At 42.6% G+C, this 14,152-nt stretch carries 14 protein-coding genes; 2 read left to right on the top strand and 12 right to left on the bottom strand.

The features are described 5' to 3' along the window. Nucleotides 1-231: 231 nt before the first annotated feature. The 4 genes from PGZ10_RS11210 to PGZ10_RS11195 all read right to left on the bottom strand — a co-directional run bounded on the left by PGZ10_RS11210 (nucleotide 232) and on the right by PGZ10_RS11195 (nucleotide 4,199). Nucleotides 232-1,143, bottom strand: coding sequence for a CvpA family protein (locus PGZ10_RS11210; RefSeq protein WP_008370946.1), 912 nt, complete (start codon nucleotides 1,141-1,143; stop codon nucleotides 232-234). Nucleotides 1,144-1,152: 9 nt separating this feature from the next. After that, nucleotides 1,153-2,331 (bottom strand): DUF5711 family protein, encoded by a 1,179-nt coding sequence (locus tag PGZ10_RS11205; protein WP_118199588.1) that lies wholly within the window; start codon nucleotides 2,329-2,331, stop codon nucleotides 1,153-1,155. Nucleotides 2,332-2,399: 68 nt separating this feature from the next. After that, nucleotides 2,400-3,533, bottom strand: coding sequence for a LysM peptidoglycan-binding domain-containing protein (locus PGZ10_RS11200; RefSeq protein ID WP_118199587.1), 1,134 nt, complete (start codon nucleotides 3,531-3,533; stop codon nucleotides 2,400-2,402). 66 nt (nucleotides 3,534-3,599) lie between these two features. Then, entirely contained in the window at nucleotides 3,600-4,199 is a 600-nt protein-coding gene (locus tag PGZ10_RS11195) for an HD domain-containing protein (RefSeq protein ID WP_022220699.1), read from the bottom strand. 193 nt (nucleotides 4,200-4,392) lie between these two features. Here PGZ10_RS11195 and PGZ10_RS11190 point away from each other — a divergent pair, with 193 nt between their 5' ends. After that, complete coding sequence (locus PGZ10_RS11190; RefSeq protein WP_270541467.1) at nucleotides 4,393-5,193, top strand: hypothetical protein; 801 nt, start codon at nucleotides 4,393-4,395, stop codon at nucleotides 5,191-5,193. Between the two features lie 171 nt (nucleotides 5,194-5,364). Here PGZ10_RS11190 and PGZ10_RS11185 read toward each other — a convergent pair whose 3' ends face one another. The 8 genes from PGZ10_RS11185 to PGZ10_RS11150 all read right to left on the bottom strand — a co-directional run bounded on the left by PGZ10_RS11185 (nucleotide 5,365) and on the right by PGZ10_RS11150 (nucleotide 12,957). After that, nucleotides 5,365-6,306 (bottom strand): transketolase family protein, encoded by a 942-nt coding sequence (locus tag PGZ10_RS11185; protein ID WP_022220697.1) that lies wholly within the window; start codon nucleotides 6,304-6,306, stop codon nucleotides 5,365-5,367. After that, nucleotides 6,294-7,130: a transketolase gene (locus PGZ10_RS11180; RefSeq protein WP_055158468.1), complete on the bottom strand. Its 837-nt coding sequence runs from the start codon at nucleotides 7,128-7,130 to the stop codon at nucleotides 6,294-6,296. Before PGZ10_RS11180 ends, PGZ10_RS11185 begins: the two co-directional genes overlap by 13 nt. Nucleotides 7,131-7,224: 94 nt before the next feature. Next, a complete protein-coding gene (gene fsa, locus PGZ10_RS11175) occupies nucleotides 7,225-7,881 on the bottom strand; it encodes a fructose-6-phosphate aldolase (RefSeq protein ID WP_270541466.1) in 657 nt (218 codons plus the stop codon). Between the two features lie 263 nt (nucleotides 7,882-8,144). After that, nucleotides 8,145-9,245, bottom strand: a complete 1,101-nt coding sequence (locus PGZ10_RS11170) for a LacI family DNA-binding transcriptional regulator (protein WP_195255219.1) — start codon at nucleotides 9,243-9,245, stop codon at nucleotides 8,145-8,147. A 67-nt stretch (nucleotides 9,246-9,312) separates the two neighbouring features. Next, the gene (recR, locus tag PGZ10_RS11165) at nucleotides 9,313-9,909 is read right to left on the bottom strand and encodes a recombination mediator RecR (RefSeq protein ID WP_008370967.1); all 597 of its coding nucleotides are present in this window, start codon (nucleotides 9,907-9,909) and stop codon (nucleotides 9,313-9,315) included. Nucleotides 9,910-9,925: 16 nt separating this feature from the next. Continuing rightward, nucleotides 9,926-10,276 carry a YbaB/EbfC family nucleoid-associated protein gene (locus PGZ10_RS11160; protein ID WP_022220696.1) on the bottom strand — a complete coding sequence of 117 codons (351 nt, stop codon included), beginning with the start codon at nucleotides 10,274-10,276 and terminating at the stop codon, nucleotides 9,926-9,928. Nucleotides 10,277-10,297: 21 nt separating this feature from the next. After that, the gene (gene dnaX, locus PGZ10_RS11155) at nucleotides 10,298-11,866 is read right to left on the bottom strand and encodes a DNA polymerase III subunit gamma/tau (protein ID WP_270541465.1); all 1,569 of its coding nucleotides are present in this window, start codon (nucleotides 11,864-11,866) and stop codon (nucleotides 10,298-10,300) included. A gap of 14 nt (nucleotides 11,867-11,880) precedes the next feature. Further along, nucleotides 11,881-12,957: a 6-phosphofructokinase gene (locus PGZ10_RS11150; protein WP_173826298.1), complete on the bottom strand. Its 1,077-nt coding sequence runs from the start codon at nucleotides 12,955-12,957 to the stop codon at nucleotides 11,881-11,883. A 306-nt stretch (nucleotides 12,958-13,263) separates the two neighbouring features. Here PGZ10_RS11150 and PGZ10_RS11145 point away from each other — a divergent pair, with 306 nt between their 5' ends. Further along, a complete protein-coding gene (locus PGZ10_RS11145) occupies nucleotides 13,264-14,127 on the top strand; it encodes a methionyl aminopeptidase (RefSeq protein WP_270541463.1) in 864 nt (287 codons plus the stop codon). The last annotated feature ends 25 nt before the right edge of the window (nucleotides 14,128-14,152 follow it).

Raw genomic sequence — 14,152 nt, 5'->3', positions numbered from 1 at the left:
TGTTTCATGTTTGTCAACAACTTTTTTTAAATTATTTTTTTGTCGCTTTTTATTTTTATCAGCGACAACCTCTATATAATATCATGTGTATTTTGTTTTGTCAACACATTTTTTGAGGTTTTTATTTTTATTTTCAAAGGCTACCTTACATCCCTTATTATAAATAAAAATCCATCACTTTTCCGTGACAGATTTTTATAATACCATTATCAGTTTCTATTGTCAAGCCTTTTATCTCAACATTGTTGCAATTTTCATAATTATATTATTATCATATAAAAAACTAAGGATCTGATCTTCTCTGATCATTCCCATTGCCTGCTTTCCTATCGTTGTTGTATACAGAAGCGTAATTACAATAAACAGGATCCCTACTATAATAAATGAAATCGTCGACCCTACCAGAACTCCTGCCAGCCTGTTCAGAATTCCCAGAACCGGAAGTGCTGTCACAAAATCAAGCGCAAACACAACTGCTCTTATCACAATGGTTGCAAACAGGAATGTTACCAGAAACGCGACAATCTCGATAACCAGCTTTGCAAAATATTTGCTTACATATTCCGCAAATGTCGTTACCCCAAGCTTCTGATAAACTTCACTGTTATTATTTTCCAGAAGAAGATTCTTAAATACATCCGGAAGATCTGCCCCCTCGATTGCCACTATCTGCATTTGCTTTGGAACCTCAGCCTCCATGATCGACTGCTCTGCCTCTTCCGTTGACACATGTCCATCGAAGATATCGGGTGAAATTCCATACTGCTGCAGCATCTCATCTGACACATTACCATTTACAATATCTTCCACGGTAATTCCTGCTGCTTCCAATGTCTGCTCAGATACACCTGCCGCCGAGAGGATTCCCCGTACCTGCTCTTCCGTAAATCCCGAATTTGTATCCGCTTCTCCCGTGAAGGCTTTTGTCATCGTTTTTATACACTGCTGTTCTACCATCTCATCAATCGGTGTAAGCGAATAAATTGCCTTGCTGACATACGGCGTTGCAAAATACACAACCGCCAGTGTAAGGATCGTCGCCCCAAGCGATACAGCAATCCTGACAGCACCTTTGGCAAATCCTACAATGGCTCCTATTGCTATAATGCCCCCGACAATTACCAATAAAATATTTACTTCCATACTCTACTCCTATTTTACAAGCCGTACCTCTGCAAGTCCGTCTGCATTCATCACCAGGTACTTATTGATTCCGAAAACCGGAATTACTTCTTTTATCTCATATTCTGTCGTTCCTTCAAATTGCTTCACACCAAGCTTGGAATAAATCAGGCAAGAAGTCCCATCATACATGATAACATTTCCATCTGCAATCTTTACATTTCCATATTCCCCGGTAAATGTTTTAGATAATTTCTGATTTCCTTCCATATCATACAGGCGAAGCTCATATTCTCCGCTTTCTTCTTTCAGTATGAACCCAAGATATTCATCGTCATGGAAAAAGCTTTTAATCTGCTTATCCAGCTTTACTGTTTTAGAAAGCTTCGGCTTGTCCGTTTCCTTATAGATCATAAACGACTGATCTCCGACCAGTACAGACTTCTTCTCATCTATAAAAAACGAAGTCGGAACAATTGTGTTTTTGTAAACATCATCAGCAACCTGATATTCTTTGTTTGCTTCTTCTGTATTATCAAAATTCAGGTATCCGACTCTTGTTGCCTCGACACCATCCGCTACACACAAATATGAAATCTGAAGTCTCGTTCCGTTCGGCGAAAGTGCGATTCCAATCGGGTATCCGGTTCCGGTAAGTGAAGCTCTGTGCTCTACCAGTACATTTCCTGTCGCATCATAGCACACAACCATTGGTGAATTTTCGTTATTTAAAATCGTACTGACAATTCCATTTTCCGCAACAGCTATCTTCTCGATCGGATAATTCGTATGGATTTCTCCCTTCGCGCCTTTTTCATCCATAACATAAATATCATTTCCACCGCGCTCTGCGACCGCCATCGCTTTTCCCGACACATTGATAACCGGATCCTTAATCTGATAAGACTGGTTCCACTGCTCTACACCTTTTTTATTGATATACGCAATTCCATCCCGTCCATATTTGAGCATTCCGTCTGCATATTGCAAATATTTCAGATCACTTGATTCTGTCTCTTTATTTTTATAGCTTTGCAGAGTCCGTAAGCTTGTATATGTCTGCAATTTCACAAGCAGATAGCTGCTGATCAGTGCAAACACAAACGCCAAAATCGTTACCGCCGTCTTTATTCTCTTTTTTACTTTGTACGCCTTTATCTTCTCTTCCAGGTTTTCGTCCGGATCACGTACCTTTACTATCACATCCATAACCTGTCCTTTTCCTGTCGTTAGTTTGTTGTTAGTATACCACAGTTTTTATTCATATGTACAGAAAACTACGGCAGAATCAATTTCTGTCCGATAAAAATCAGGTTTCCGTCCGACAACCCGTTCATTCTGCAGATCGCATCTACATGTCCACTATCCCCGTATACTTTCTTGCTGATTTTGGCTAGCGTATCGCCTTTTTCTACAATATAAATATCTTCACTCATTTCCTGCATTGCGCTCATCGAAGAATCATCGACCTTTTCTTCCTCTGTCGAAGCAGAATCAGAGCCCTCTCCCTGCTGTGGCATCGGATCCTGCTGTTCCTCTGTCTGCGGATCATTCGTCTGCTCTGACTGAACGGTATTCTCATTTTGTTGCTCATTTGCTTCTTTTACTGTGCCACTGGTTTTCTGCGTTTTTTCTTCGCCCTGCTTCATGATCGAATTACGTATAAATTCCAGGGATGACTGGACACTTTTCATTTTCCCATAATTGTTCAGGGTTGTCACGCCCATAATCAGAACCACAATTACCAGAAACACGCTCGCCACGTATGTCAGCCTGGAAGTTTTCTTCTGCTCCTGCGCCTCAAATCTTTCTTTTACAAGGTTGCGAAAATCTTTTGCAGCCTTATCTTCCACAACTTCGCTGGGTGTCACGCCAATCTTTTTCCGTGCCGTAATCATATAACTCTGCATTGCAGCATTTTTTTCATAATAAACATAATGCCCGCCAATCTGCATCAGCTCTTTATATTTGTAACAATAATACTGTTCTTCCACCTCTGCATTATCTTTTAATATAAAAATAGTATTTCTTTCGGAAAAATATTTTTCATGGGTATTGAATATCTTCGTATCTATCACCATTCGCGCGCCCGGTCTGCAGAGCATCCAGCCAATCATCGTACCCTCTTCAAAATATTCCTTTTTCTCCTGCTCTGCTTTTTCAAAATTCTCCTGTGAAATGATTTCATTTTCATCATCGGAAAATTCCATGCAGATCGCGCCAAAAATATAGAGACACTCCTGACCTTCTGTTACTTCTTTTTTACCGACCAGAAATGCACCTGCCTGTTCCTTATCTGCTTTATCACAAATCTGATTCAGAAATGTATCTACATAATCTTCCACGTAAATCTTCGGAGTATCACTCACATTTCCTATCTGACGTACATTTTTTGGAAATTTGTTTTCCATAATACTCTCACCTCATTCTGCATATTTTGTAGTTTAGGCTATCGTATCATATAGAAAGCACACTTTTTATCGCTTTGTGTCTACTAAATAGGAAAATCGTTCGACAATCCTGTCCATTCCCCGTTTTTTCTTTACCGGATCGCTCTCCTTCCGCTGTGCAGTCTCAAAACTGCCGCAATACTTGTCAGCAAGTGTCGTAATCCATCCTTCTTTTGTCCGTGGCACAGAAAAAAGTGTGACCGGCCACATATGGTTGATGATAATATCCCGTTCGATGCTATTCAGATCAAAAAATTTCTCTGCGTTCATGAGCGCTCTTTTCGGATGCGTCATCCCATGAAAATGATCCCCTGTCCGCTTTGCATGGGTATGCCAGTCGTACAAAAACAAATCATGCAGCATTCCCGCACGCGCTGCTGACCTTGCATCCAGTCCAAGTGCCTTACACCAGATATAATTATAGTAAGAAACATGAAGACAGTGCTGATAACAGTTTGTCACTCCATGATGCGGATAAAGCTTCATTCTCAGCACTACCGGATGGGTTGCAATATCTTTGATGCATTCATAAAACTGTTCAAATTCTTCATCCTGCTCCTCCGGTGTTTTATTTTTCTTTTTTAATTTATCATTTAATTCAGTTATCGTTTTCTGTAATTTTTCCATTCTGGTTCCCCTCTTTTTTCTGCCGTGTTCCTTTTCCCGGCATACTTTAAGTATACCAAAATTTCTTTTGTTCCACCTCATTCTTTTCTAAAGAATTCCTTATGATTTTGTGATGTTTCTGTGATTCATATTGTTTCTTTCAAATTCCTGGTATAAAATAGGGCGAAACAAAAATGAGGAGGCTGATTGTAACATGAAACAGATTTATGAAGACCTGTCAGACGATACTGACTTTGATATCATTGATCTGGATGACGTACCGGATCGGGATACCGTAAAAAGGCGTAAAAAGAAATCTCAAAGAGATGTAAATAAAACCAACAAAAGCGAGGAAGTAAAAAAGAAGGAACACTCTTCCACCGAAGATCCTTCAGAGAATTCACGAAAGGAGCGGTCTAAAAAAGCCCGGAAACGTACTTCCGGAAACTCTGGAAACGGCAGTTCAAAAGCTTCGGGGAAAAAGCGTTCCACTCCATCCGCTTCGATCATCACCACTCCGGTGAAAAAGACCGTGCAGACCGGCGCAAAAATAACCGGCAAACTCCTGCAGACCGGAGCCCGTGGCGTAACGCTTCTGATGATCGCCGTAATTGCATTTAATATTTTCAAGAATTTCTGGAGCTGTTATCCGGTATATGGTTCACTTGCCACAGCGGTAAATGCCAAGAATTATACGCTCGGTGCCTTCCTTGGCGTCGCAGCATTTCTGCTGATTATGGAGATTATTTTCTTCCTGTGGGCGCTGACCGGACCATGTGCTTATGGAGGCAGGGGAACAAAGCGTGTCGATACCGGACGGGGGCTTTTCTCTTTCCTGTTCATCGGTATAACTGTAATTGCTGCCGGAATGTTCTGGAATCTGATTCCTTCTTCTCCATCACCACTGACCGGTCTTGCCGGCGGTCTGCAGCTGTATGGAAGTCTGAAAGGAATCCTTCTTCCATTATGCGGAATTGGACTTGTAAGCTGTATTATACGGAAAATATTTTCCTAGAACGGGAAATATGCCACTCTCAAAATATAACTGGTTATAGTGCCACTGGTCTGGTGCTGTATCCTTCTCACTCCCACAGCGGATCAAGAACTTTCATCCATAACAAAAATGCCAGTCCCGATTTACACCGGTTCTGGCATTTTTATTATAGATTCTCAGAATCCTTTTTTATTATTTTACAAATGCTTTTACTTTTTCGCAGATGCTGTCTGCATCAAGTCCGTATTTCTTGATCAGTTCAACTGCCGGACCAGATTCCCCGAACGTATCCATAACACCAATCTTCAGAACAGGTGTAGGAAGTTTTTCAGAAAGCACATCACATACAGCACTTCCAAGTCCACCGATGACAGAATGTTCTTCTACGGTAACAACTTTTCCTGTCTCTTTTGCTGCTGCAACAATAAGTTCTTCATCAATAGGTTTGATCGTATGGATATTGATTACTTTCGCATCGATTCCGTCTGCTGCAAGCTTTTCAGCTGCTGCAAGAGATTCGCTCACTTCAAGTCCTGTTGCAACGATTGTTACATCTTTACCTTCGCGAAGTACGATTCCTTTTCCGATCTCGAACTTATAATCCGGATTATCATTGATTACCGGCACTGCAAGTCTTCCGAAACGCATATATACCGGTCCCTGATGTTCATATGCTGCAAATACAGCTGCTCTTGCTTCTACATCATCTGCCGGGCTGATCACTACCATACCTGGGATTGTTCTCATAAGAGCGATATCTTCGTTGCACTGATGGGTAGCACCATCTTCACCAACGGAAATACCTGCATGTGTAGCACCGATCTTAACATTGTTCTTCGGATATCCGACAGAGTTACGAACCTGTTCGAATGCACGTCCTGCTGCGAACATTGCAAATGTACTTGCAAACGGAACTTTGCCTGTTGTAGCGATACCAGCTGCAACTCCGATCATGTTGCCTTCTGCGATACCACAGTCGATAAATCTTTCCGGGAATGCTTTCTTAAACATTCCTGTCTTTGTAGCTCCGGCAAGGTCAGCATCAAGTACTACTACATCATCATGCAGTTTCCCAAGTTCAACTAAAGCATTACCATAGCTTTCTCTTGTTGCGATTTTCTTTACTTCTGACATAATGCTTCACCTGCTTTCTCTAAATCTTCCATAGCGATCTTGTATTCTTCATCATTCGGAGCTTTTCCATGCCATCCAGCCTGGTCTTCCATGAAAGAAACACCTTTACCTTTTATGGTCTTGGCAATAATAGCTGTCGGCATTCCTTTTGTTTCTTTTGCTTCTTTGAAAGCAGCTGCAATCTGATCAAAATCATGTCCATCGATATTGATTACGTGGAAGTTAAATGCTTCAAATTTCTTGTCGATCGGGTATGGTGAGTTAACTTCATCAATACGTCCGTCAATCTGAAGGTTGTTATTATCTACAATTACTACCAGATTGTCCAGTTTTCTGAAGCCTGCTAACATAGAAGCTTCCCAAACCTGTCCTTCCTGAATTTCTCCATCTCCGAGAAGTGTGTATACACGATAGTCATCATTACTCAATTTTGCAGAAATAGCCATACCTACTGCTGCTGAGATTCCCTGTCCCAGAGATCCGCTTGACATATCAACACCCGGGATGTGCTTCATATCCGGATGTCCCTGAAGGTAAGATCCTGTATGACGAAGTGTCTTGAGGTCTTCTACAGGGAAGAATCCTCTGTGTGCCAGTGCAGAATAATATCCCGGAGCTGTATGTCCTTTGGAAAGAACGAAACGGTCGCGGTCTGCTTTCTTAGGATCCTTAGGATCGATATTTAACTCTTCAAAATATAAATATGTGTAGATGTCTGCTGCTGACAGAGATCCGCCCGGATGTCCGGATTTGGCAGCGTGTACTGCTGTCACGATGCTCTTACGGATTTCATTTGCAGTTTTCATAAGTTCTGACTTGTTCATGAAAATATGCCTCCTGAAATAGTTTATTTTTAGTCACTTTGTCGGAAGCGCAGATTGGTGCTCTTCCGACAGTAAATTATTCCGATTGTAAATTTTATTCTCCGAATACTGCTTTGTAATCAGCCTGGAATTTTGCGATACCAGCATCTGTAAGCGGATGATGTGTCATCTGTTCAATTACTTTGTAAGGAACAGTTGCAATATCAGCACCTGCAAGTGCACATTCTGTAACGTGCATTGGGTTACGGACGCTCGCGCAGATGATCTGTGTCTTAATATCTCCGGCCGCTGCAAACATCTCAGCGATTTCTTCGATCAGTTCTGTTCCACGTACAGAAATATCATCCAGACGTCCAAGGAACGGCGATACATATGTAGCCCCTGCTCTTGCTGCAAGAAGTGCCTGGTTTGCTGTAAATACTAGTGTTACATTTGTCTTGATTCCTTCAGTTGTAAGAGCTTTACAAGCTTTCAGTCCTTCTACAGTCATCGGAATTTTAACTACCATGTTCGGATGGATCTTAGCGATTTCTCTACCTTCTGCAATCATACCTTCTGCATCAGTAGTTGTTGCTTTTACTTCTCCACTGATCGGTCCGTCTACGATAGATGCGATCTCTGCGATAACTTCTTTAAAATCACGTCCCTCTTTTGCGATCAGTGACGGATTTGTTGTAACTCCGCAGATAACTCCCATATCGTTAGCTTTTTTAATGTCTTCCACATTTGCTGTGTCGATGAAAAATCTCATTTCGTTTTCCTCCTTATGAACATGAAAATTCGTATTTCCCGTTATCAGGAATCTCTCTTTTTATCTGATTGCCTGACTTGGTTAAATTATATCGCAATTTACTCTGACAGGTCAATAGCCATATGTTTTTATTAGTAATTTTTCACGTTAATATTAACTATTTTATTAGTAATTTTTTGATACCGTTTTTGGATAATTCTTTATTTTATAGCGTTTTCAGAGACATAAACTATGAAATATTACTAATATTTTTTGAATTTAAACTAATTTTTCCCTTTTTTTGTTTTCGCATAAGACGTCGTTCCACGAACGATCAGACGAGGTTCATATTCTACATGGTAGGTGCTGATCGGCTGGATCTCTGAATACTGGCTGTTCTGAGAAAGAATCTTTTTCATAATGATATCACAGGCATCCCGCCCTTTGAAAACGACAAAATGCTCGATCGTTGTCAGCGACACCTTATGCATCTTCGCAAACAGTGTATTATCACATCCCATTACGGAAATATCTGCCGGAACTTTATATTTTTCTTCGTGAAGTGCATCCAGGATTCCAAATGCGATCATATCATTTAATCCGACGATCGCAGTAATATCATTATGCTCTCTCAAAAGCTCTTTCGTCAGATCATATCCGATCTTATACTCCGAATCGATATTCGGGATGCTCATATCGATCGACTCATTTGCTGCCTTGATGATCACATTGCCTTTTAATCCAACAGCATCAAATTCTTTCAGAAATCCTTCCACCCTTTTGGATCGCTGCTTCTGTCTGGTTGTAAGAGGTGGCGCAATATACGCTACTTTCCGATGCCCCAGATCCAGAAGATGCTTTGCCATCATCCTTCCGAGTTTGGAATTATCCAGTTCCACTGCATCTACATTCAGATGCTCATTCTGGTTATTGATAATTACGATCGGAATTTTTTCTGCCAACTCTTCTATCGTATCCATAAAACAATGGCTTGGATTGCAGGTATAGATAATGCCAAGCGGTTTCAGCTCATGCATCATCCTGAGATACCGCTCCTCCATCTTCAGATCCCTCTGGGTATTGCACACAAACAGTCCATATCCCTGCTCCTTTGCACGGGATTCAATCCCCTGAAGCAACATAACATAATAAGGGTTCGTGAGGTTGGAACAAAATACGACAATCAGTTTTTCTTTCCTGCTTTCTCTGCGTGTCTTTCTTTTCGGTACTTCGTATCCCATCTCTTCTGCGATCTGTTCCACTTTACGGATCGTTTCTTTTGAAAATGATACATTATATTTTTTATTCAGGATCATGGATACCGTTGCCTGCGACACACCTGCCGCATGTGCGATATCCGAAGAGGTTACTTTCTTCTTTCTCATATCTTTACTTCTTTCAAATGCATACGTTTCCGGCACTCCTCGCAGTCCTTAAGTTACGTTAAGTCACCTAAAGTGCTGTACGTCCTTCCAGTGCACGCAGAAGCGTCACTTCATCAATATATTCCAGATCGCCGCCGACCGGCACGCCACTTGCGATCCGGCTGACCTTGATTCCTGTCGGCTTGATCAGTTTGCTGATATACATCGCAGTAGTCTCCCCTTCCAGGCTGGAATTGGTTGCGATGATCACTTCATCCACATCCCCCTGAAGACGCTCCATCAGCTCTTTTAGCCGGATATCTCCAGGTCCGATCCCAAGCATCGGGGAAATTGCGCCATGAAGTACATGGTACACACCGTTATATTTTCCAGTCTTTTCATAAGCTGCAAGATCTCGGGAATTTTCCACAACCATGATCGTCTTATGATCCCGCTCCTCGCTGGCACAGATTGGGCATAATTCTTTGTCAGTAAGCGTGCAGCATTGCTTGCAGTATCTTACATTATTTCTTGCATCTACCAGTGTCGCTGCAAGCTGTTCTACCTGTTCCTTCGGCATATTAATGATATGAAAAGCCAGCCTTCCGGCTGACTTTGCTCCGATACCAGGCAGTCTTGATAATTCTTCGATCAGTTTACTGATCTGACTGCTGTAATAATCCATCTTTTACACTCCCGTTCTAGAACATTCCCGGCATTCCGCCAAGTCCGCCAGTCAGCTTGCTCATAGCGGAAGTATTTGCCTCATCGACCTGACGAAGTGCTTCATTGACTGCTGCCATGATCAGGTCTTCCAGCATCTCTACATCATCCGGATCCACAACTTCTTCCTGAAGTTTTACTTTCTGGACTTCTTTTTTACCGCTTACGGTCACTTCTACAGCTCCGCCGCCTGCAGTTGCTGTAAAACTTTTCTCTTCCATCTCTTTTGCCTGCTCTTCCATCTGCTTCTGCATCTTCTGAGCCTGCTTCATTAAATTTGCCATATTTCCCGGCATTCCGCCTCCTGGAAATCCTCCTCTTTTTGCCATAACTATAAATCCTCCTAATTATTATTCATCTTCAATCGTGATCTCCATATTGATCACTTTTTCTATATCCACAAAACTGTCTTCAAAATGGCGTCCGTTCTCCAGCTGACGCACATCAATCTCCACAGTCTTGCCGATTTTTTTCTCAATCAGATCTTTTAATTCCTGCTTATGTTCTTCGCTTCCTACCACGCTGGCGCTGATCTCATCCGGCAGAACGATCAGAAGTCTGTCCTGATTGTCCACGCTGAGTCTTGCTTGCTTCAGATAGCCTCTAAGCATTCCTGATGCTTCGTTTGCAATCTTCCGGAAATTGGATGTCACCTGCTTTACATCTTCCTTCAGTGCTTTCGGAAGCTGCGGTTTTGACTGTGGCTTCGGTGCTTCACCATTTACATAAACAACCCTCTCCTGCGGCTGCGCAACTGCAAAACTTCCTTCTTCTACCTGTTTTTCCAGTGCACGGATCCGGTCCAGAAGACTATCCTTCGTACTCTCCATCTGCGGTTTGCAAAGCTTGATCAGTGTTACTTCCAGAAGCACTCTTTTCTGTGTTGCGTATTTGAGCTGATTTGTCAGCTCGGAAAAAATACGGATATACCGGAGCAGCACCCCGGATTCGATCATCTGTGCTTCCTCTTTCAGCTGCGCCAGATTCTCCGTCGATACATCCAGCACATCTTCCATATTATCCGAAGTCTTCACCAGAAGAAGGTTGCGCAGATACCAGGTAAAATCTGCCGCAAGCTGCGTCAGTTCTCTTCCCTGCATCACAAGCTCTTCTACGGTAGCAAGTACCTTTCCCACATCCTGGCTGATGATCTGTCTGAGAAGCCGGCTGAACACATCCGTATCCACCGCGCCAAGAACCTCAAGAACATGATCGTAGGTCAGCTTCTGTCCGAGGTAAAACGCAATGCACTGATCCAGAAGACTTAGGGCATCTCGCATGGATCCGTCCGCCGCTTTCGCAATATAGCGGATTGCTTTTTCTTCCACCTCAACTTGTTCTTTTTTCATCAGTTCATCCAACCGCGCTGCGATCGTATCGATCGTAATACGCTTGAAATCGTAGCGCTGGCATCTGGATAAAATCGTGATCGGAATCTTATGTGCCTCTGTCGTTGCAAGGATAAAGATTACATATTCTGGGGGTTCCTCCAAAGTCTTTAACAGAGCATTAAATGCACCTATTGAAAGCATATGCACCTCATCGATGATATACACCTTATATCTTCCCTCCGTCGGACGGTAGGATACCTCTTCCCTGATCTCACGGATATTGTCCACACCGTTGTTGGAAGCCGCATCGATCTCAATGACGTTCATGGAAGTACCGGCTGCAATATTTTTGCACATGGTACATTCCCCACAGGGACTTCCGTCTACCGGATGCTCGCAATTGACTGCCTTTGCAAAAATCTTCGCTACTGTTGTCTTTCCGGTTCCTCTTGTGCCACAGAACAGATATGCATGTCCGATTCTGTCCGCCTTTATCTGATTCTTCAGCGTTGTGATAATATGATCTTGTCCTTTTACGTCTTCAAATTCCGCAGGACGGAATTTACGATACAGGGCAGTATATGACATGTTAAATTACTCCTTTACTCATCACCAAAACTGATTCCGACAATCTTGGCTTCTTTGATGATATCCGCTTTCGGATCTACCATCTTCAGCTTTCCGGCAACCTCTCCAAGCGGAACCTTGCGGATGTTGCCGTTCTTGATTCCTACCATATATCCGTAGTCCTCTTTTAAGATCAGGTCTGCTGCTGCTGCTCCAAGTCTGGTTGCAAGCACACGGTCATACGGACACGGGCTTCCACCTCTCTGCGTATGTCCCGGCACTGTGATACGAACCTCCTGATCCATACGGTTCTGGATCTTCTCTGCAAGCTCATATGCCACAGACGGATAGCCCTTCTTTTCCTGTTTTTCTTTTAATTTTTTCTTCGGAAGGGCTGCATCTTCTTTTGTGATCGCGCCTTCTGCAACCGCGATGATCGTAAAATGCTTTCCTGCCTCTGTACGGCTCTTGATCGCACGCACTACGTTATCCACATCATACGGGATCTCCGGGAGAAGAATAATATCTGCTCCGCCTGCGATTCCGGCATGAAGTGTTACCCATCCTACTTTATGCCCCATAACCTCTACAATAAATACACGGCTGTGTGAAGTTGCAGTTGTATGGATTCTGTCAATTGCTTCCGTTGCGATATCTACCGCACTCTGAAAGCCAAATGTCATATCTGTTCCCCACAGATCGTTGTCGATCGTCTTCGGAAGTGTAATCACATTCAGTCCTTCTTCTCTTAACAGATTCGCAGTCTTATGTGTTCCATTTCCTCCCAGTACTACCAGGCAGTTCAGGTTCAACTTGTGATAAGTATGCTTCATCGCTTCGACCTTATCGATCCCATCCGGTCCAGGTACGCGCATCAGTTTAAACGGCTGTCTGGATGTTCCGAGGATTGTTCCACCCATCGTCAGTATTCCCGAAAAATCCTTGGATGTCAGCATATCAAAATTTGAATATATCAGTCCCTTATAACCATCTTGAAATCCATAAATTTCCACATCGTTTCGTTTTGAACAAAGTCCTTTTACAACACCTCGCATGGCTGCGTTCAGTGCCTGACAATCCCCACCACTGGTAAGCATTCCAATTCTAAACATAATTGTCCATCCTTTCCCTGTTCATCTTTTCCAGATCAGTCTGTTATTTTCAGTTATAATCCCTTTGTATTATAACCGATTCCCGAGTCCTATACAAGCAATAGTTCTGCTTCAAAACCGATACATACCGCATCCTGGTCTGTCATTTTGAATCACATCTGGCGAAATGCACAGCACAGATTGACTTTTTGTTCCGGAATGGATATATTATAGAAGTGAAACAGTTAGTGCAGGCATACATCTGATTTTTTGTGATCACATCAGACTCTGCACGTAAAAATTTATAAAAGAAAGTCAGGTATTCTCATGGAAAGAAATGAATTGTGCTGGTGTGGCAGCGGAAAAAAATACAAAAAATGCCATCTTATGATCGAAGAAAAGATCGCATATCATGCAGATAAAGGAGAAATCGTTCCGACAAGAGATATGCTCAAGACCATTCCTCAGATTGAAGGAATCCAGAAAAGTGCAGATCTCAATACTGCCGTACTTGATCATGTAGCTGCCCATATCCACGCAGGCATGAGTACAGCCGAAATTGATAAATTAGTTTATGACTATACAACCGAACACGGCGGAATCCCGGCACCGCTTAATTATCAGGGATTCCCAAAGAGTGTGTGTACTTCTATTAACAACGAGATCTGCCATGGTATTCCGGATGAAAATATTATTCTGGAAGAAGGCGATATCATCAATGTGGATGTATCTACCATTCTGGACGGATATTTCTCAGATGCATCCCGTATGTTTATGATCGGCAAGGTCAGCGAACGTGCCGAAAAACTGGTTCGTGTCACGCAGGAATGTGTCGAACTTGGACTTGCGCAGGCAAAACCATGGAACCATCTCGGAGACATTGCAGATGCGATCAATTCACATGCAAAAGCAAATGGCTATTCTGTTGTAGAGGAAATCGGCGGACATGGTGTTGGTCTTGAATTCCACGAAGAACCTTGGGTAAGCTATGTTACACCAAAGGGAAGCGAAATGCTTCTGGTTCCGGGTATGATCTTTACCATCGAACCAATGATCAACGAAGGCAGTCCGGAATTCTTTGTTGATGAAGACAATGACTGGACGGTTTATACCGAAGATGACGGACTTTCTGCTCAGATAGAATACATGGTCCGCATTACGGATGATGGCGCTGTCGTTATGACAAAATAATTTTCTATTACAAAAAGGACCGGAT

This window comes from Coprococcus sp. AF102-57 (genome assembly GCF_027686195.1).
Classification (GTDB): Bacteria; Bacillota; Clostridia; order Lachnospirales; family Lachnospiraceae; genus Allocoprococcus; species Allocoprococcus comes.
The sequence above is the reverse complement of the archived record's forward strand: the minus strand, read 5'-3'. Positions and strand labels throughout refer to the sequence as shown.